The organism is Streptomyces asiaticus, from assembly GCF_018138715.1.
Classification (GTDB): Bacteria; Actinomycetota; Actinomycetes; order Streptomycetales; family Streptomycetaceae; genus Streptomyces; species Streptomyces asiaticus.
Genome location: NZ_JAGSHX010000006.1, coordinates 9,775,780 through 9,793,145, shown reverse-complemented (window position 1 = coordinate 9,793,145; position 17,366 = coordinate 9,775,780). Strand labels below are relative to the sequence as shown.

General features: G+C 70.7%; 18 protein-coding genes and 1 pseudogene. 6 read left to right on the top strand and 13 right to left on the bottom strand.

Going from position 1 to position 17,366, the window contains the following annotated elements; all coding sequences use genetic code 11:
* Positions 1-14 precede the first annotated feature (14 nt).
* The 5 genes and pseudogenes from KHP12_RS49025 to KHP12_RS49005 all read right to left on the bottom strand — a co-directional run.
* Positions 15-203: pseudogene (locus KHP12_RS49025) on the bottom strand (alpha/beta hydrolase); the annotation flags it as partial.
* Positions 204-1,234: 1,031 nt separating this feature from the next.
* Positions 1,235-1,510: a carboxymuconolactone decarboxylase family protein gene (locus tag KHP12_RS53740; RefSeq protein WP_372455336.1), complete on the bottom strand. Its 276-nt coding sequence runs from the start codon at positions 1,508-1,510 to the stop codon at positions 1,235-1,237.
* 224 nt (positions 1,511-1,734) lie between these two features.
* A complete protein-coding gene (locus KHP12_RS49015) occupies positions 1,735-2,511 on the bottom strand; it encodes an alpha/beta fold hydrolase (protein ID WP_211834744.1) in 777 nt (258 codons plus the stop codon).
* Between the two features lie 19 nt (positions 2,512-2,530).
* Positions 2,531-3,121 (bottom strand): TetR/AcrR family transcriptional regulator, encoded by a 591-nt coding sequence (locus KHP12_RS49010; protein ID WP_211834743.1) that lies wholly within the window; start codon positions 3,119-3,121, stop codon positions 2,531-2,533.
* Entirely contained in the window at positions 3,118-4,053 is a 936-nt protein-coding gene (locus tag KHP12_RS49005) for an aldo/keto reductase (RefSeq protein ID WP_211834742.1), read from the bottom strand. The genes KHP12_RS49010 and KHP12_RS49005 overlap by 4 nt, the downstream gene beginning before the upstream one ends.
* A 464-nt stretch (positions 4,054-4,517) precedes the next feature.
* Here KHP12_RS49005 and KHP12_RS49000 point away from each other — a divergent pair, with 464 nt between their 5' ends.
* Positions 4,518-5,048 (top strand): MFS transporter, encoded by a 531-nt coding sequence (locus KHP12_RS49000; RefSeq protein ID WP_211834741.1) that lies wholly within the window; start codon positions 4,518-4,520, stop codon positions 5,046-5,048.
* A 186-nt stretch (positions 5,049-5,234) separates the two neighbouring features.
* Here KHP12_RS49000 and KHP12_RS48995 read toward each other — a convergent pair whose 3' ends face one another.
* A complete protein-coding gene (locus tag KHP12_RS48995) occupies positions 5,235-6,017 on the bottom strand; it encodes an IclR family transcriptional regulator (protein WP_086880748.1) in 783 nt (260 codons plus the stop codon).
* A gap of 191 nt (positions 6,018-6,208) precedes the next feature.
* Here KHP12_RS48995 and KHP12_RS48990 point away from each other — a divergent pair, with 191 nt between their 5' ends.
* Both KHP12_RS48990 and KHP12_RS48985 read left to right on the top strand, forming a co-directional pair.
* A complete protein-coding gene (locus KHP12_RS48990) occupies positions 6,209-7,483 on the top strand; it encodes a lyase family protein (RefSeq protein ID WP_308016657.1) in 1,275 nt (424 codons plus the stop codon).
* On the top strand, positions 7,480-8,844 hold the full coding sequence (locus KHP12_RS48985) for an MFS transporter (protein WP_086880749.1): 1,365 nt from the start codon (positions 7,480-7,482) through the stop codon (positions 8,842-8,844). The genes KHP12_RS48990 and KHP12_RS48985 overlap by 4 nt, the downstream gene beginning before the upstream one ends.
* A gap of 50 nt (positions 8,845-8,894) precedes the next feature.
* Here KHP12_RS48985 and KHP12_RS48980 read toward each other — a convergent pair whose 3' ends face one another.
* The 3 genes from KHP12_RS48980 to KHP12_RS48970 all read right to left on the bottom strand — a co-directional run bounded on the left by KHP12_RS48980 (position 8,895) and on the right by KHP12_RS48970 (position 10,546).
* Complete coding sequence (locus KHP12_RS48980; RefSeq protein ID WP_276522166.1) at positions 8,895-9,029, bottom strand: hypothetical protein; 135 nt, start codon at positions 9,027-9,029, stop codon at positions 8,895-8,897.
* Between the two features lie 26 nt (positions 9,030-9,055).
* A complete protein-coding gene (locus KHP12_RS48975; RefSeq protein WP_086880750.1) occupies positions 9,056-9,466 on the bottom strand; it encodes a (R)-mandelonitrile lyase in 411 nt (136 codons plus the stop codon).
* A 63-nt stretch (positions 9,467-9,529) separates the two neighbouring features.
* Positions 9,530-10,546: a zinc-dependent alcohol dehydrogenase family protein gene (locus KHP12_RS48970; RefSeq protein ID WP_211834740.1), complete on the bottom strand. Its 1,017-nt coding sequence runs from the start codon at positions 10,544-10,546 to the stop codon at positions 9,530-9,532.
* 262 nt (positions 10,547-10,808) lie between these two features.
* Here KHP12_RS48970 and KHP12_RS48965 point away from each other — a divergent pair, with 262 nt between their 5' ends.
* The 3 genes from KHP12_RS48965 to KHP12_RS48955 all read left to right on the top strand — a co-directional run bounded on the left by KHP12_RS48965 (position 10,809) and on the right by KHP12_RS48955 (position 12,865).
* Positions 10,809-11,696, top strand: coding sequence for a helix-turn-helix transcriptional regulator (locus KHP12_RS48965; RefSeq protein ID WP_211834739.1), 888 nt, complete (start codon positions 10,809-10,811; stop codon positions 11,694-11,696).
* Positions 11,697-11,962: 266 nt separating this feature from the next.
* Positions 11,963-12,355 carry a helix-turn-helix domain-containing protein gene (locus tag KHP12_RS48960; RefSeq protein ID WP_037961167.1) on the top strand — a complete coding sequence of 131 codons (393 nt, stop codon included), beginning with the start codon at positions 11,963-11,965 and terminating at the stop codon, positions 12,353-12,355.
* A 99-nt stretch (positions 12,356-12,454) separates the two neighbouring features.
* The gene (locus KHP12_RS48955) at positions 12,455-12,865 is read left to right on the top strand and encodes a VOC family protein (RefSeq protein ID WP_037961164.1); all 411 of its coding nucleotides are present in this window, start codon (positions 12,455-12,457) and stop codon (positions 12,863-12,865) included.
* On the opposite strand, the gene KHP12_RS48950 is transcribed toward KHP12_RS48955, so the two are convergent.
* From KHP12_RS48950 to KHP12_RS48935, 4 genes are all read right to left on the bottom strand, one after another.
* The gene (locus KHP12_RS48950) at positions 12,850-14,445 is read right to left on the bottom strand and encodes an MFS transporter (protein WP_308289543.1); all 1,596 of its coding nucleotides are present in this window, start codon (positions 14,443-14,445) and stop codon (positions 12,850-12,852) included. The two genes, KHP12_RS48955 and KHP12_RS48950, sit on opposite strands and share 16 nt — an antisense overlap.
* Before the next feature lie 57 nt (positions 14,446-14,502).
* On the bottom strand, positions 14,503-15,885 hold the full coding sequence (locus KHP12_RS48945) for an alpha/beta hydrolase (RefSeq protein WP_211834737.1): 1,383 nt from the start codon (positions 15,883-15,885) through the stop codon (positions 14,503-14,505).
* Positions 15,886-16,048: 163 nt separating this feature from the next.
* Complete coding sequence (locus KHP12_RS48940; RefSeq protein ID WP_086880755.1) at positions 16,049-16,873, bottom strand: PaaX family transcriptional regulator; 825 nt, start codon at positions 16,871-16,873, stop codon at positions 16,049-16,051.
* A gap of 31 nt (positions 16,874-16,904) precedes the next feature.
* Entirely contained in the window at positions 16,905-17,330 is a 426-nt protein-coding gene (locus KHP12_RS48935; protein WP_086880819.1) for a MarR family winged helix-turn-helix transcriptional regulator, read from the bottom strand.
* Positions 17,331-17,366 lie beyond the last annotated feature (36 nt).

The window sequence follows — 17,366 nt, the reverse complement described above, 5'->3', positions numbered from 1 at the left end:
AACCCTTCACGCCCTCATGTGGCGCTGCGTTCACTGGCCTCCCTGAACTCCCGTTCCAGCGCCCGGTTCACCGCCCCGTGCGGGTCGTCCGGCGTTCTGCCGGGCTCTCCTTCGACCAGCAGCCGCCAGTGCTCCCGGCTCCCGTCCGCCGGACTCGTGGCCTGCGTGAACTCCTCGACGAGGGCGAGGAAGCGGGCGGGATCCGCTGCCGGCGACAAGATGCCCGAGGGCGAGATCCGGGCCGATCCGTGGGTCGTCACCGAGGCCGTCGCCACCGCCGTCGCCGTCCTGGAACGGCTGCACACGAGCACCTGGCTGTTCCCGGCGACGTTATTCACCGACGGCCGCGACGGCGCGACCGTCCTGCGCAGCCGCGTCGGCGGCTCGCGGTCGGAGACCCGAATCAACCACGACATCGCCGAATTCCTGGCCTGGGTCGAGGCCTACTGCACCGAGCACGGCCGCAGCGACCGCATCCCGCCCGACGCACGTTCGAACAAGCCGTGGTGGTCAAACGCGAAACGCGTGTCGCTGTGCGCATGCTGGACTGGCTTCACACTCGCGGCCAGTCCCTGGCCGGTTGCGGGCAGGGCGACATCGACCAGTGGCTGGCCGAAGGCACCAGCTACCATTACAGCGCCCGCAACTTCGTGCTGTGGTGCGTCCGGCGTGGACACGCGAGCGACATCACGATTCCCATCTATGTCAAGGAAAACCTGCGTTCGGAGTTCGTCGAGGCCGACGAGCGCTGGACCCTGGCTCGTCGGCTGCTGCACGACGACGCGCTGGACACCGTCGACCGAGTTGCCGGCTTGCTCCTGCTGCTCTATGCCCAGCCGCTGGCCCGGATCGCCACCCTGACCCTCGACCAGCTCACCCAGCGGGTCACGGATCATGGTGTCCAAGTCCGCCTGGGCAGCAAACCCCTCGGGTTGCCCCCGCCGCTGGGCGCGCTGCTGCTGGACTTGGTCGATCGTCGCCACGGACGCGCGGTCGTGGGCCGCACGATGGACCTGACCTGGCTTCTGCCGGGAGGCGCGCCCGGCCGCCCGATCAGCGCCCGGCAACTGATGCGCAGGTTGAGCCGGCTGGGCATCCAAGCACGGCTGAGCCGCAACACCGCGCTGATCGACCTGGCCGCCCAACTTCCTGCGACAGTGCTGTCCGATCTGCTCAACCTGCACACCGGGACCGCCACGGCCTGGAACGACGTCGCGGGCAACACCCGCGCCGGCTACGCCGCCGAGCTGTCGTCGGAGACCGACCGGGTGCCCACCAGTTCGACGGTGAAGCGGTGCACGGCGGCTTCGGTGGCGGAGAGCTGCTCGGACGGTTCTCCGTTGAGGAGAGCGGCGATCACCGGTTCCGCGACGCCGGCCTGCCGGGCGACCGCCGTGTGGGCGTAGATCTCGTAGTCGGAGTTCCAGGCCACGCCGATCGTGAGGATGATGATCTCACGAAGCGGCGCGGCCAACGTCGAATCGGCCTGGTCGGCACGAACCCAGTCCACGAACAACCTGCCCGGGTCGGGGCGGTGTACGAACGCGTTGAACGGCCCGATGAGGTCACCCTCCGCCGTGGCTGCGTGGAATCCCGATCGCCGAGCCCACGGCACGACCTCCGTGCGTACCTCGTCGTCCAGTGCGAGTTGGTCCTCGTCCAACCGGCCCGAGCGGACGAGAGGGAGGCGTCCACCCCAGTTCTCGTCCCCGGAAGACGGCCCCGCGACGGCGGTCACGACGCGGCGAACGCGGTGATGAGCTCGGCGAGGGCCTGCGGGGCTTCCATCGGCACCTGGTGCCCGCAGTCGACCGTCGCGATCGTCACCCGGGTCAAGCTGGGCATCGTCAGTTCGCGTTGCATGTCCAGGCCCCAGACGGGGTCGTGGTCGGCCACGATCAGCAGGGTCTCGACGTCGATCGGTGCGGCCCGCTCGGTCCAGTCCTCGTAGATGCCTTCATTCAGCCACGCGTCCCAGGCCTTGCGGTTCATCCGCGAGTAGTCCTCGCAGGAGCGGTCGAACACCTCCTGCGGCAGGGTCACTGCGGTGCGGTCGCGGACGAACTTCTCGGCGTCCGCGCGGTCTCGGCGGCTGGCCAACAGCGACTCCCGCAGCTCCCGGCCGCCGACTTCGCGGCCGAGCGGCGTGGGGGTCACCAGCACCAGCTTCGCGGGCGGGTGCGCCAGTCCCAGCTCGGCGCCCGCACGGCTGGCGAGGATCTGCATGATCTTGCCGGTCATCGAGTGACCGACGAGCACGTAGTCGGTCAGGCCGAGCTCGCTGATCGTGGCGGCGAACTGGGCCGCCATCTCGGCCATAGTGTAGCCGGGGATGTCATGCGCCTCACCGTGACCGGGGGCGTCCACGGCCACGACCCGGAACTGTTCCGACAGTAGTGCGCTGGCCTCGATCCACTCGCGGCGGGCGAAGCTGAACGAGTGCGAGGTCACGAGGGTGCGACCGGGATGTGCCGCGTTCTCCCGCTGCGGAGTGTCGGTGATGGGCAGCATGGGGTGGATCCTCCGAATGTCAGCGGTGCGGTTGAGTGACGGTGAATCCGCGCAGCGCCGCACGGGCGAGCTGAACAGCTGAGCGTGCGTCGGTCGGTCCGTGTCCCAGGAGCAGGCGAAATGTCGTCGGTCCGAACAGCAGGTCGATCACGTCGTCGGCGTCGGCGTGCGGGTCGAGTTGGCCGCGACTGACGCCGTCGGCCCACAGCGCGCGCAACGCGGCGCGTCGGGGGGCGAAGAAGCGGTCGTTGAGCAGTTCGGCGGTGCCGGGTTCCAGCACGGCGGCGGCGATGAGTTGGGCGAAGACAACTCCGTCGCGACCCTGGTATTGCTCGGCCAGGCGAGCCACGGCCTGGACGAGATCTTCCGCGGCGTCTCCGGTCTCGGCCAGCGGTACCTGCTGGCCGATGCGGGCGGCGAACGCATCGATCGCCAGTGCGGTGCGGTGTGGCCACCGCCGGTAGAGCGTGGGCTTGCTGACGCCACTGCGCCGACTGACGGCCTCGACGGTGCAGGCGGCCACACCGCCTTCCAACAGAAGCTCGTTGGCGCTCTCGAGCGCGCGGACCTCGTGCGTGCTTTCGCGGGGGCGGCCCGGCGAGCGGGTCATGGCCGCACCTCCTGGGGCGCGGTGGTTTGCAAGGCACCGTTGCGGTCTCCGGACACCTGCTGGGCGAGCGGTTCCAACTCCGCGAGCACCGCGTCGTCGAGCACGATGTCCAGCGCCTTCACGTTGTCGGTCACGTGATCCGGGCTGCTGGTACCGGGGATGGGCACGACCGGGATCCCGAGCCGGCTACTGCGGGCATGTACCCAGGCCAGCGCGAGTTGGGCGCTGCTGACGCCCAGGTTCCGCGCTGCCGCGCCGACTTTGGTGGCCAGACGTTGATTGGCGGTCGCGTTGTCTCCCTGGAAGCGAGGATGCCCGCTTCGTGAGTCCGTCTCCCCGAGCGAGGCGGGGGCGACACCACCGGTGAGGAAGCCGCGTCCCAGCGGGGAGTACGGGACCAGTCCGACTCCCAGTTCGGCCATGACCGGTGCGACGGCTTCGACGTCCCGGCTCCACAACGAGTACTCGCTCTGGACCGCGGTGATCGGGTGCACGTCATGCGCCCGCCTGAGCTGGTCGGCGTCGACTTCGCACAGCCCCAGATGGCGCACCTTGCCGGCCGTGACCAGACCCGCCATCGCGTCGATGGTCTCGGCCAGGTCGACGTCCTGCGGTGGCCGGTGCAGGTAGTACAGGTCGATGTGGTCGACTCCCAGACGCAGCAGCGAGGCGTCACAGCTGCGGCGCACGTAGTCCGGCTCTCCCCGTACCCGGCGACGGTGGTCGCCGGCGGAGCGGTCGACCCCGAACTTCGTGGCCACGACGACCTCGTCGCGCCGGTCGGCGATCGCGCGGCCGAGTAGCACCTCGTTGTGGCCGGCGCCGTAGATGTCGGCCGTGTCCAGCAGTGAGACCCCGAGGTCGAGTGCTCGATGGATGGCCGAGGTGGCCCGGTCCCAATCGGTCGGACCGTAGTGCTCGCTCATGCTCATGCAGCCCAGCCCCTGGGCGGACACCACAAGCGATCTAAGAGTGGCGTGGTCCACCGCTACCTCCTTTACGTTACGGCACGTAAACTACATCAGGGCCGCGCGCCCTGCAAGGTCGTCGACCGGCCGAACGCGCCATGTTCCGATAACGGGGATTACCGACAGAAACCACGCCTCGGGCTTCCCCGACGAACTCGCTTTCGAGGACTGGCCGGCCCGGCTGGACACCCTCGCCGACGCACACCAGCGCCTACGTGAAGGCGAGCAGGTCAGCGGCCCAGCAGCCGAGACCTACCGGCACCGCGTCCAGGCCGCCACTCGCTTCGCCGGTCGAGTCCTGCGCACCAAGCGGCACGCCAGCACCATGCTCGCCAACCCCGACCTGCAGATCTTCCCCGGCAAGGGCATGACCTGCGTCCTGGACCCCAAGCGGGCAGCCTGCCGCCTGCGCAGCCTCATCGCTCGATGTGTATCTGATCGCGGCCGCCGCGGGCGGTGCGGTTCTCGGAACGGCCAACTCACTGACCCTCGTCGCCACTCAGGGGGTGATCAGACCGGAGCGCGCCGGGGAGGCGTCCGGAGTCACCAAGACGGTCATCACGGTGGCGGCCGGACTCGGCATTGCCCTGGCCGGGGCTGTCGCCGACCGGAAACGCGACGTGGGTTCCGAAGCGGCCTCCGACACCGCATTGCAGATCACCGCCCTGGGGTGCATGGCCACCTGTGTGATCCTCGCCGTGTGGCTCGGGGCCCATGAGCGGCAGCGGCAGGACGTGTGTCTCGAGGACCACGAGACCGGGTCCGAAGAGCGCCGTCGTGGCGCAGGCCGCCTCGCGGCCGGTCGAAACGCACCCGCAGAGCGTGCGGGGCCCGCTTCCCCCGAAAAGAAGACGCGCATGGCCGGCGCCGCGATGGGGCGGCTGCGCCGGCCGGTCCGGCGCACGGTGAAGGTGGCGCTCGGACACCGACGCGGGGACCGGTCCACGCGGGCGGAGTGATCAAGGTAGCCCTTGCAAGGAGACCGGCGGCACCCCCCTCGAGCAGGGTGACGATACCGGCGAGCGTCAGGGCGGCGTGCGCCCAGAAGACCACAGCGACGCGGCGGTCGCCCGCGCTTCATGAAGACCTCGGCGCCTCATGAAAACCTCGGCACAGGCCACGCCGAGGGGAACGGGCCGGGCCGGTCAGGAGGACCGGCCCGGCCCGTTCCCGTCCGGCATGCGCCCGAGGGTGCTCTCGATGGCGGTGGCGGCGGCGCGGAGCCGTCGGGCCGCGTCATCGAGCCGGTTGATCATCCGAGATGTGGGGCCGGATACGTTGATCACGCCGACCAGCCCACCGGCCGGTGTCCGCAGCGGAACTCCGACCGAGGTCAGACCGATCTCGACCTCTTCGCTCGCCATGCTGTACCCACGGTCACGTTCGCTCCGCAGGCGTTCGAGAACCTCCTCCAGGGTCCGGGGAGCGGACAGTCCCGATATGGGCGTCGTCAGGTCCTCCGCGACGAGCTCCGCCACGAGATCGTCGTCGGTGTCGAAGAGCAGGGCCCGGCCGGAGGCCGTGCAGTGCAGAGGTGAGCTGCGGCCCACCCAGCCACCGGCCCGGAGGGACTGGTTCGACTCTTCGCGCAGTACGGTCAGCGACCGGTTGCCGCGTTGCACGGACAGCAGCGCCACTTCGCCGGTGCGTGCGACGAGCGCGCGCAGCACGGGTCTGGCCGCCCGCAGGAGCGAGCTGTCCCCGGCACCGGCGGCCAGGACCAGCATGTTCCAGCTCAGTCGGTAGCGCTTGGTCTGGCTGTCCTGCTCGACGAGACCGCCGCGGCTGAGGGCCTGGAGCATGCGGGAGACCTGGCTGCGTTCACGGCCGACGGCTCTGGCCAGGTCGCTGACGGAGTGGTCCCCGGTGGTGCCGCGACGCCCGAAGGCCAGCAGGAGTACGGCTACGCGTTCGGCTGCCGAGTCCATGCCCGCCCCCTTCCACTTGTTGTTGTCACAGCAACATACTGTCGCTGCTTTTCCATCCCACCAGCCAAGATGCCACAAGGTTGTTGCTGGGAGAGCATCATCCCTGTTCAGGCGGTATATCGGTGCCTAGGGTGACGCGCACCGCAGACGCGGTGGTGGCCGACCCCTCTCCCCGAAGAACGGAGCAGCTTGTGAGCACCGGTATCCATCCGGATTCGACGTGGGCGCCCCTGTACGGAGCGCAGACCGAACTGGCCATGGACAACTTCCCGCCTCGTGGCCGCACCTTCGGTGACTTCCCGCCCCTGGTGCGCGGGTACGCCCAGGTGAAGCTGGCCGCGGCACGGGCCAACCAGGCCCTTGGTGTGCTCGACGAACAGCGCTGCGACGCCATCACCAAGGCGTGCCAGGAGATCCTCGACGGTGAGCACGCCGACCACTTCCCCACCGCGCTGGTGCACGGCGGCGGCGGCACCACCGCCAACATGAACGTCAATGAGGTGATCGCGGCGCGCGCCGGTGAGCTGGCCGGAGCCACGGTCCACCCCAATGACCATGTGAACGCGTCCCAGTCCACCAACGACACCTATCCGACCGCCATGGCGCTCGCGCTGCTGAGCCAGGTCGACGCGCCCGTGGCCGCGCTGAACCGGCTCGCGGACGCCTTGGAGTCGAAGGCGGCCGAGTTCGACACGACCCGCCGCCTGGGCCGTACGTGTCTCCAGGACGCGGTCACGCTGACCGCCGGTGACACCCACCGGGCACAGGCGGCGGCCGTCCGCCGCACCACCGGCGTTCTCAAGACGGCCACCCATGCCCTGACCACCGTCCCGGTCGGAGCGACCGCGGTGGGTACCGGGATCGGCGCGCCCGCCCACTTCGCGGAACGCTGCGCCGAGGAACTGGCACGGCTCACGGGGCTTCCCATCAGCGCGTCCGAGAACCCCTACGACAGCCTCGCGCATTTCGACCCCTACGCCCGGATCGCGTCGGCGGGCGCGCGGGTGGCGATCACCATGGCGAAGATCGCCGCAGATGTCCGGCTGCTGTCCTCCGGGCCGCGGGGCGGGTTCGGCGAGCTGACGATTCCGGCGGTCCAGGCCGGATCCTCGATCATGCCGGCCAAGGTCAATCCGGTGATACCGGAGTATGTGATGCAGCTCAGCTATCGCGTCAGGGGAAGCGCCCACACCGTTGAATGCGCCGTCGCCGCCGGCGAACTCGAACTCAACGTCATGGAACCGGTGATCCTCGACGCCCTGAGCAACATCTTCGACGACCTGGCCGCGGCCGCCACGACCTTCACCGAGCGCTGCGTCCTCGGCCTGAACTGGAACGGCCCCCACCGCGAGCGCAACCTCGCCGGGGCGCTCGACCGGTGGGTCGAGATGGCGGCAACCCGCGGCTATGAGTCGGCCACCGCTGAACTGCGAGCGGGCGGAAGCGACGGAGGAGCGGCACGATGACCACCCCCGTCTCCCCCACCCAGCCCGCGCCCATCGCCTACGACGACGCCCCGCTCACGCGTTTCCACATCAGGATCGCCGTCGCCGGCACCGGCGGACAGTTCAGCGACGGGTTCATCCTCGGCATCATCGGCATCGTCATCGCCTCGGCGGGCGACACCCTCGGTCTCACTCCGCTGTGGACCGGCGCGCTGGGCGCGGCGACCCTGACCGGCCTGTTCGTCGGTGCCATCGCCGTGGGCCCGGTCGCGGACCGGATCGGCCGCAGATCGATCTTCGGCTGGGACATGCTCTTCTTCGCCGTCCTGTCGCTCCTTCAGTTCTTCGTGCAGACACCCGGACAGCTCCTGATCCTGCGGCTGCTCCTCGGACTGGTGCTCGGCGCCGACTACGTCGTGAGCAAGTCCCTCGTCACCGAGCACTCACCGCGCAAGTTCCGCGGCCGCCTCATGAGCCTGCTGGCCGTCGCCTGGGCCGCCGGTTACGTCTTCGCGTATCTCATCGGTTTCCTCCTGACCGGACACGGAGAGAACGCCTGGCGGTACATGCTCGCCATCAGCGCGCTCCCGGCCCTGCTCGTCTTCGGCTTCCGCCTGGGAGTGCCCGAATCCCCGCTCTGGCTCGCCAGGCACCAGCGGAACGCCGAAGCCGCCGATGTCGTCCGCCGCCACCTCGGCCCGGGTGTCCTTCCGCCCACCGCTCCCCCGCTGAGCCGGGACCGCGGCTTCACAGCCCTCTTCGGCCCCGTCTACCGCAGGCGGACCGCGGTGGGCGCGCTCTTCTACGTCTGTCAGGTCATCCCCTTCTTCGCGCTCGGCACCTTCTCCTCCCAGGTGATGGAGTCCCTCGGCGTCACCGGCAAGATGGGCGCCGGTGCTCTCTACAACGTGTTCCTGCTCATCGGGGCCGTCGTCGGCCTGGTGCTGATCGACCACATCAGCCGCCGCCGGTTCCTGGTGGGAACCTTCTTCATCGGCGCGGTACTGCTCACCGCGCTCATCCTGTCCGCCGAGGCGGGCGCGTCCGCCATCGTCGTCATCGGAGTGTTCGCCGCCTTCGCCTTCCTCATGTCCGCCGCGGTGAACCTGGAGTTCGTCTATCCACCGGAGTTGTTCCCCACCGATCTGCGAGCCTCGGGCGTGGGCATCGCGACGGCCGCCAGCCGGCTCGGATCGGCCGCCAGCACCTTCCTGCTCCCCGTCGTCGAGGCGGGCCACGGCATCAACACCGCCCTCGTCGGATGCGTGGTGATCCTCCTCGTCGGCGGACTGGTCTGCTGGGTGTGGGCACCGGAGACCAGCACGGAGTCACTGCTCGACACCGACACCGCCGCAACGTCCGGGCAGCGGCCCTCCGGGTGAGCGCGCCGGACGCATGGCGCGGAAGAAGGGCACCTCGCGGGTGGCGGCGATCACCGGAGGCCGCCGCCGAAGACCGCCGGCTCCCTGGTCCACGCGGCGGCCTGCTCACTGAGGGAGAGGCCGAGCCCACCGCGGTTGGGGATGACCATACGGCCGTCCCTCAGCTCGAGGCGCTCGTTGAACATCGGCTCCAGCCACGTTGGGGCCGGTGTCAGTCGGTGGGCGGAGCGGCGGCGTACTCGTCGTCCGTGACGGGGGTCAGCCAGTGCACGACGTCGTGGTGGGCGTCGGCTTCGTTGATGGCCAGGTGGACCATCAGCCGGTTCGGCGCGGCGCCGTGCCAGTGCTCCTCGTCGGCCTCGAACAGGACGCGGTCGCCGGGGCGGATGACCTCGATGGGTCCACCGCGGCGTCGGCACAGACCGATCCCCTCGGTGACGAAGACGGTCTGGCTCAGCGGGTGGCGGTGCCAGTGGGTGCGGGCCCCGGGCATGAAGTGCACCAGGGCGGCGCTGACCCGGGACGGGGCAGGGGCGGCGGCGACGGCGTCGATGTAGACGTCGCCGGTGAACCAGTCGGCAGGCCCCTTGACGGTGTTGATCGAGCTTCGGGTGATCTGCAAGGTCGTTTCCTTGTCCGGTGGGTGTCGGGCTTGAGGTGTCGGGCTTGAGGTGTCGGGCTTGAGTCAGGGCATGAGGAGGGTCTTGATGGCGCGGCGTTCGTCCATGGCCTGGTAGCCCTCGGCGACCTGTTCCAGGGGCAGGGTGAGGTCGAAGACCTTGCCCGGGTCGATCCGGCCGGTCAGGACGCGCTCGATCAGGTCGGGCAGGTAGCGGCGCACGGGGGCGGGGCCGCCGCGCAGGCCGACGTGGGAGAAGAACAGCTCCTGGCCGTCGACGGCCACCTCGTGCGGGACGCCGACGAAGCCGACGTTGCCGCCGGGCCGGGCCGAGTGCAGGGCCTGCCGCATGGCCTGGGCGGTGCCCACGCACTCCAGGACCGAGTCCGCGCCGATCCCGTTCGTCAGCTCCTTGATCCGGGCCGCGCCCTCCTCGCCGCGCTCCGTCACGATGTCGGTGGCGCCGAACTCGCGGGCGAGCAGCTGCCGGGGCTCGTGGCGCGACATGGCGATGATCCGCTCCGCGCCCATCTCCTTGGCCGCGATCACCGCGCACAGGCCGACCGCGCCGTCGCCGACGACGACGGCGGTGGAGCCGGGCTTGACCTCGGCGGCGTCGGCGGCCCACCAGCCGGTGCCCATGACGTCGGAGACGGCCAGCAGGCCGGGCCAGTACTCCTCACCCGGCACCTCGTCGGTGGCGACCAGGGTGCCCTGGGCGTTGGGGATGCGCACGTACTCGGCCTGGCAGGTGCTCATGAACTCACGGTTCAGGCAGCTCGACTGGAAGCCGTTGCGGCAGTTCGCGCAGGAGTTGTCGGAGGTGGCGAACGAACCGACGACGAACTGACCCGGCTCGACCGCGGTGACCTCGGCTCCTGCCTCTTCCACGAAGCCGACGTACTCGTGCCCCATGGGGTGCGGATGCTCGGTCGGCTCCGCGCCGCGATACGGCCACAGGTCCGAGCCGCACACACAGGTGACGGCGGTGCGGATGATCGCGTCGGTCGGCTTGAGGATCTTCGCGTCGTCCACGGTCTCCAAGCGCACGTCGCCGGGGGCGTGGATCACTGCTCCTCGCATGAAGGAGGCTCCTTACCTGCTGAGGTGTCCGGTATCGGGGTGTACCGGAACCGGACACCGCTGTGCGATGGCGGTCCCGGTGCGACGACGAAGCTGCCGCCCGCGGCCCGGGACCGAGCGCTGCGCCTGCCCGCTTTCACGGGCCGGCGTCGAGCGCCACGTCCCCCAGGAGAACCCCATCCCGCGCGGGCAACGAGTCACCAGTGAGGGGTGTACTGCTGGTACATCGCTCCGGTGGCGTACGCGTCGTACGGTCGGAGGCATGGACCACCGTGCGGAGGCCCGCGAGTTCCTGACCTCGCGGCGAGCGAAGATCACCCCGGAGCAGGCCGGCCTGCCCACCGGGTCCCGGCGGCGCGTGCCGGGGCTGCGCAGGAGCGAGGTCGCCGCGCTGGCCGACATGAGCGTCGAGTACTACGCGAAACTGGAGCGCGGCAGCCTCGCCGGCGCCTCCCCGGCCGTCCTCGAAGCCGTCGCCCGCGCGCTTCAGCTGGACGACGCCGAACGCGCCCATCTCCTGCACCTGGCCCAGGCCGCCGACGGCTCCGACGCCCTCACCCGCCCCCGGCGCCGCACCGCCCGGCAGTGGACCTTGCACCGCAGCCTGCAATGGACTCTGGACGCGATCACGGCGGGGCCCGCGGTCGTGAGCAACGGCCGGATGGACATCCTGGCGGCCAACCCCCTCGCCCGCGCCTTCTACACCGATCTCTTCGCCAACGCGGACAACCAGCGGAATCTGGCCCGATTCAACTTCCTCGACCCGGCCTCCCGCCGGTTCTACCCCGACTGGGAGCTGTTCGGGGACATGGCGGTGGCCATCCTGCGCCGTGAGGCCGGCCGCGACGCCCACGACAAGGACCTGCAAGACCTCGTCGGGGAGCTGTCCACCCGCAGCGAGGACTTCCGCACCCGCTGGGGTGCCCACGATGTCCGACGCCACGGGACCGGCACCAAGCGGTTCCGCCACCCCGCGGTCGGCGACCTCACCCTCGCCTACGAGGCCCTGGACCTGGCCGCCGAACCCGGACTCAGCATGACCATCTACACCGCCGAACCCGGCTCCTCCTCGGAGGAAGGACTGCGCCTGCTCGCCTCCTGGGCCGCCACCGAAGACGTCAGCCCGCCGGCGGAGCACCCCACGGGCTGAAGCCGCCGCCGAACTCCGTGAGTCGTGAGTACACGTTCGAGGACCGAGCCGTCCACGGCAACGAGCAAGGCCGCCGTCGATGCGGCCACAGCTCCAGTCACCGCCCAAAGCCTTTTCCTCCATGTAGTCAACTGCCGCTACCTGCCGGACCGCCTGCGTCCAGCTTTGAGGAGCGGCTCGGCTTGAAGCAGCCAGGTTCCGGAGCGGGGCATGGCCGAGCCCTCGGTGTCGGTGTCGGTGTCGGTGGACCATGATGTGATGACACCGTGAGCCGCGCCGCTGAAGAGACCAACCGCCGCATGCTCCGGGCCCGGGACGCGATGGACCGCGACTACGCGCGCCCCCTGGACGTCCCGGCCCTGGCCCGGATCGCGCACGTGTCCGAGGCGCACTTCACCCGTACCTTCCGGGCCACGTTCGGTGAAACGCCGCACCGCTATCTCCAGCGCCGTCGTGTGGAGCGAGCGATGTTCCTGCTGCGGGAGACCGACCGCAGCGTGACGGACATCTGCTTCGACGTCGGCTTCGGCAGTCCGGGCACCTTCAGCCGTACGTTCCGCGACATCGTCGGCCGATCGCCGCGGGCCTACCGCAAGGAAGCGGTGGCCACGGGCGTGCCGACGTGCTTCACGATGGCGTGGACGCGACCGAGCGACTGACGACCATCGGCCGTATCCGTACCGTCCCGGTGTCAGCCGCCCGCCGACTGAGCAGTTTCGGATAAGTTTTCGTCCGGTCCGCTCGGTAGCGTGAGGCCCATGTTCAACGCCATCACACATTCGCAGATTTACGTCCTCGACCAGGACGAGGCCCTCGACTTCTACGTCGGCAAGCTCGGCCTGGAGGTCGCCGCGGACGTCAACTTGGGCTTCATGCGCTGGCTCGCCGTCAGCGTTCCCGGTCATCCCGAGCGGCAGATCCTGCTGGAGAAGCCGGGCGCTCCGGCGATGTCGGAGGAGACGGCCGAGCAGGTCCGTGAGCTGGTGACCAAGGGGGCGATGGGCGGCTGGCTCATCTTGACCACCCCCGACTGCCGCAAGACCTACGAGACCCTGCTGGCCCAGGGCGTGGAATTCACCGAGGAACCCACCGAGCGCCCGTACGGGATCGACTGCGGCCTGCGTGACCCGTTCGGCAACCGCCTCCGCTTCACTCAACCGGCGGCCTGAGGCGCTCCGGCGGGCCGGCGTCGCACACCGTCCGCCTGCGGCCCGCCCTTCTCCGCCGTCCGCCCCCGCAGAGCCGTCACCACCAGCAGCGCCGAGAACACGGCGGCCGAGCCGCACACCACGAAGCCGATCGCGTAGCCGTGGCCGAGGGCGTCGAGGGCATGTGCGCGGGCCGCGCCCGGCGGGGAGGTGGCGGGGACGGAGTTCAGCGCGAGGGGGCCGCCTTCCCGCAGCACGTCGTGCGCCGCCGCCTTCGACTCCGCGGTCAGGGACGACGAGGTGGTCAGCGACGAGGTCACCCGGGACGCCGCCTGGCTCAGCGCGACGGCGCCGATGACCGCGGGCCCCAGGGTGAAGCCGAAGTCGCGCAGCAGGTTGGTGGCCGCGCTGGCCATGCCCGCGAGCGGCAGCGGCACCGTGTTGACGGCGGTCGCGGTGATGGACGACACCGTGAAGGCGAAGCCGATGCCGACCAGGCCGAGCGGCAGAATCAGCGAGGCCAGGCTCCGGTCGTCGACGTCGAGCCCGGCGGCCAGGAAGTCGCCCACGGCGATCAGTGCCAGACCGGAGGTGAGCAGCGCCCGTGCGGGCAGCCGGTTCAGCAGCCGGGAGGTGAGCGGGGTGAGCACCGGGGTGATGCCGTTGAGCAGCAGGAACGCGAAGGCGGTGCGCATCGGGCTCTGGTGCTGGATGGGGCCGAGCCGGATGCTCGCCGCGTAGGCGGTACCCAGGAAGCTGAACATGCCCACCACCGCGACGACCGACGCGATCGCGAAGGAACGGTTGCGGAACAGGTCCAGGCGCAGCAGGGGCGAGCGGGCCCCGCTCTCGGCGGCCACGAACAGGCCCAGGAACATCGCGGCGATCACGAACGCCACGACCACGGGGGTCGATCCCCAGCCGTCGGTCGGCCCCTGGATGACGGCGTACAGCAGGGCGAACAGACCGACGCCGATGGTGATCTGGCCGCCGATGTCCAGCGAACGTCCCTCTGGGGACCGGGAGTTGGCCGCGAGCCACAGGCTCACCAGGGCGCTGACCGCGGCCAGCGCGGCGACCACCACGAACGCCGAGCGCCACGAGCCGTAGGTGCCGGTGATACCGCCGAGCAGCGGCGCGAGGAAGCCGCCCGCGGAGAGGCTGGAGGTCCAGAGAGCGATGACGTGCGCACGCTGGGCACCGGTGTGCGTACCGGCCGCGATCATGGCGAGCGAGGTGGGGAAGAGCGCGGCGGCGCCGAGACCGGCCAGTGCCTGTCCCGCCCACAGTTGGTGGATGCCGGACGCGCTCGCTGCGACGACCTCGCCCGCGCACACCAGCGCGGCCCCGCCGACGAGGAGCTGTTTGCGGCCGAAGAGGTCGCCCAGCACGCCGAAGGAGAGTTCGAGGACGGTGACGGGCAACAGGAACGCGTCGGAGATCCAGGTGAGTTGGGCGCCGACGGGGTGGAGGTGTTCCTGGAACAGGCCGTTGAGGGTGGCCGGTATCGCGAGGCCGATCTGGGCGAGGCAGACGGCGAGACAGCCGGCGACGAGCGTACCGAGCGGGAGACGCGGGGCCGGGGGTGCTGAAGGAGGCACGGAAGGGGGCGCGGAGGGAAAAGAGGCGGATGCGTCGGACATGCGAGGGTCCCAACGTCAGTGGCGGACAGTAGGCGCCGGGCGATCGCGGCCGACCGTCAGACGTGCCGGGCGGTACGGGGTGTACGCCGCCCCGTCCAGGCCGAGCGCCGTGGCGGACCGCTGAAGCGCGGCCGGGGTCGCGGCGTCGTCCCAGTGGCCGGTGGTGACGCGGTGTTCGAGCGCGTGCAGGGCGGCCACGGTCTCGGCGGTGGTGAATGCGCAGTGGCCCTGCCGTTCGACGTAGGCATGCCGCAGCAGCGCGCCGTCCCCGGCCGTGCGCACCCGGTCGCCGAACCGCCGTTCCTGCTCCACGGGTACGAGGTTGTCGGCGATCGTGTGCACGTCCAGCAGCGGCACACCGAGGCCCTGACCGGCGGACGAGGTGCGCTGCGCCGTACGGACCGCGGCGGGGTCGGCGGCGATCGAGGCACCCCGGGTCAGGGACGTCAGGTCGGCGCGCAGGTCGAGCCCGGCCGTCCGATACAGCGCGCGGACCCGCGGGGCGTGAGCGGAACCGGCGAGCAGGTTGGCGTAGTCGACGCCCCGGTTCGAGGAGTTGTTGCCGCCGACGGACTGCTCCATGGCCAACCGGCCGCCCTCGACGAACGACAGGATGCCTTGCGCGAACCACGTGTACTGCTGCTCCTCCTGGCCCGCCCAGTCGGTCGGGGCGGGCCGGTCCTGTCCGGGCGCCCAGGCGGGCAGGTTGAGGAAGGCCGCGGCCAGCGCGATCCGGGCCCGGCCCCGGGGGGTGGCCTGCGCGGCGGTGACGGCGTCGGTGAGCTTCGCGGCGGTGGCCGCCGCGTCGTCGGCGGAGCCGAAGCGCACCAGACCGACGTCCTCCCCCGGCAGGAGCAGCCGGGCGATGGTGTACTCGGCGTCCAGCTGGTAGTTGTCCAGGTCGGTGCCGCCCGCGACCAGGCCGCACAGGCCGAGCGCGCCGTCGACACGGCCGGCGCCGTCGCGGGCGATCTGCGCGTTGACGAGTCCGCCCATGGACTGGCCAACGGCCAGGGTGCGCCGCGGGGTGCCGATTTTCGCGGTGACGGCGTCGAGTGTGGCGAACTGGTCGAGTTCGGCGCTGTTCAGGGCCCACATCGAGCCATGGGGGTCGTACGACGAACCGGCCATCGCATAGCCCTCGGCGAGCAACTCGGTGCGTACGGCGTCGGAAGGGGCGTCCTGGGCGACGGTGGGGCCGAAGCCGTGGCTGAACAGCAGCAGGGTGCCGTTCCAGCGGTCGGGGACGTCCGCCGTCCAGGTGGCGCCGTCGGCGAGGGTGCCGGTGAGGTGAGCCGTGGCCGTCGGGTCCGCCTGGGCGGCTGACCAGGGAAAGATGGCGAGGGCGGCGGACGCCAGGGCGGCCAGGGCGACACGCGGACGGGTCCGAGCAGACATCGAAGTGGCTCCTTGTGGGCGGCTGCGGAGCGGGGAACCTGGGGCGCGTGCTCAGCGCGCTGAACGAAGGTGTGGAGGAATGTAGGGCCGATTTCTTGCAGCCGTCAATGCAATGCACAATTTCGCCGTAGAGCGTGCCCTGGTGTGGCACGCGTGAGGACGGCTACGCCGGCACGGTTTCGATCGACCGGTGCGCCGCCTCCCGGGCGGGCGCCTCCAACCGGCCGTGGACCGCGCGGAACGTCTCCTCCGCCCCGGCCGCGGGCCAATCCTCCGGCAGGTGCCGTACGGGCAACCGGGGATCACCGCGGATGACCTGGAGCCACTCGGCGGTCAATCGGAGACGCAGCGCGAGGGCGTCCTCTCCGGCCAAGTCCACGCCACCTGAGGCGTACGGCCGCCAGGACGCGTCGAAGTCCCGGTAACCGGCGCCCAGTGCGGGCAGGTCCCAGGTGTCGTCGACCATCTCGGCGATGTTCATGCCGGCGTCCGCGTGGGCGCGGAAGACCTTCACATGCGCGGCCAGGCCCAGCTCGGCGACGATCTCGGAGACGTCGACCTCGCCCGGCGCGATCCACAGTCCGCTGAACAGCGCGCCGAAGCCCGCCCAGGTCAGCTGGGAGCGCAGATCGTGCCGCTGGCGCTGCCATGACTCCGGGAGCGAGAAGCCGAGCAGGGTCCAGGTGCCGTCCCATTCGCGGTTGACCGCGCCCGTCTTCCAGATGCGCCGCTCGCCGTCACGGAGGATCGCCTCCGAGCGGTCGGTGAGGCCGATGTAGGTCCGCCGGCCCTCACGCCGACGGCTCAGCAGGCCACGGCCGACCATGCGGGTGAGGGTGGACCGGGTGGCCTGCTCTCCGACTCCGGCGCGCCGGAACACCTCGATGACACTCCCCGTGTACACGCACACCCCGCGGCCCAGTACGTCGTCACCGAGGAAGCTGAGCAGGAGGGACTGGGGGCGGAGGGCTGGACCGGTCACACGCATACATTACGAGGCCCGCGCACACGCGGCGGCGTCAGGCGAGCCCGTTCCCGGCGACGCGCGCCAGGAGCGTGTGCAGCGCCTCCCGTTCGGCGGGCGCGAGCGGGGTGAGCAGTTCGTCGGTCACCCGCCGGCCCGCCTGATCCGTGTCGCGGAGGAACGCGCGGCCGTCCTCGGTGAGGACGACGACGCGGCTGCGGCGGTCGTCGGGGGCGGGGCGGCGCTCGGCGAAGCCGAGCTTCTCCAGGTCGTCCACCAGACCGACGATCGCGCTCGGGTCATAGCCGAGCCGGGCGCTGAGCTCTCGCTGCAACGCGCCCTCGCAGGTGGCGAGGTAGCGCAGCACGGCGTAGTGCCGCAGCCGCAGCCCCGACTCCTGGAGGAAGGTGTTGAACAGCTGGCCGGAGCGCAGACCGAGGCGGTACAGCAGATAGCCCGTGTCCGCGTGCAGCTCCCGCATCCACGGTTCGTCCGCGTCGATGGGGGGCGGGGTGTC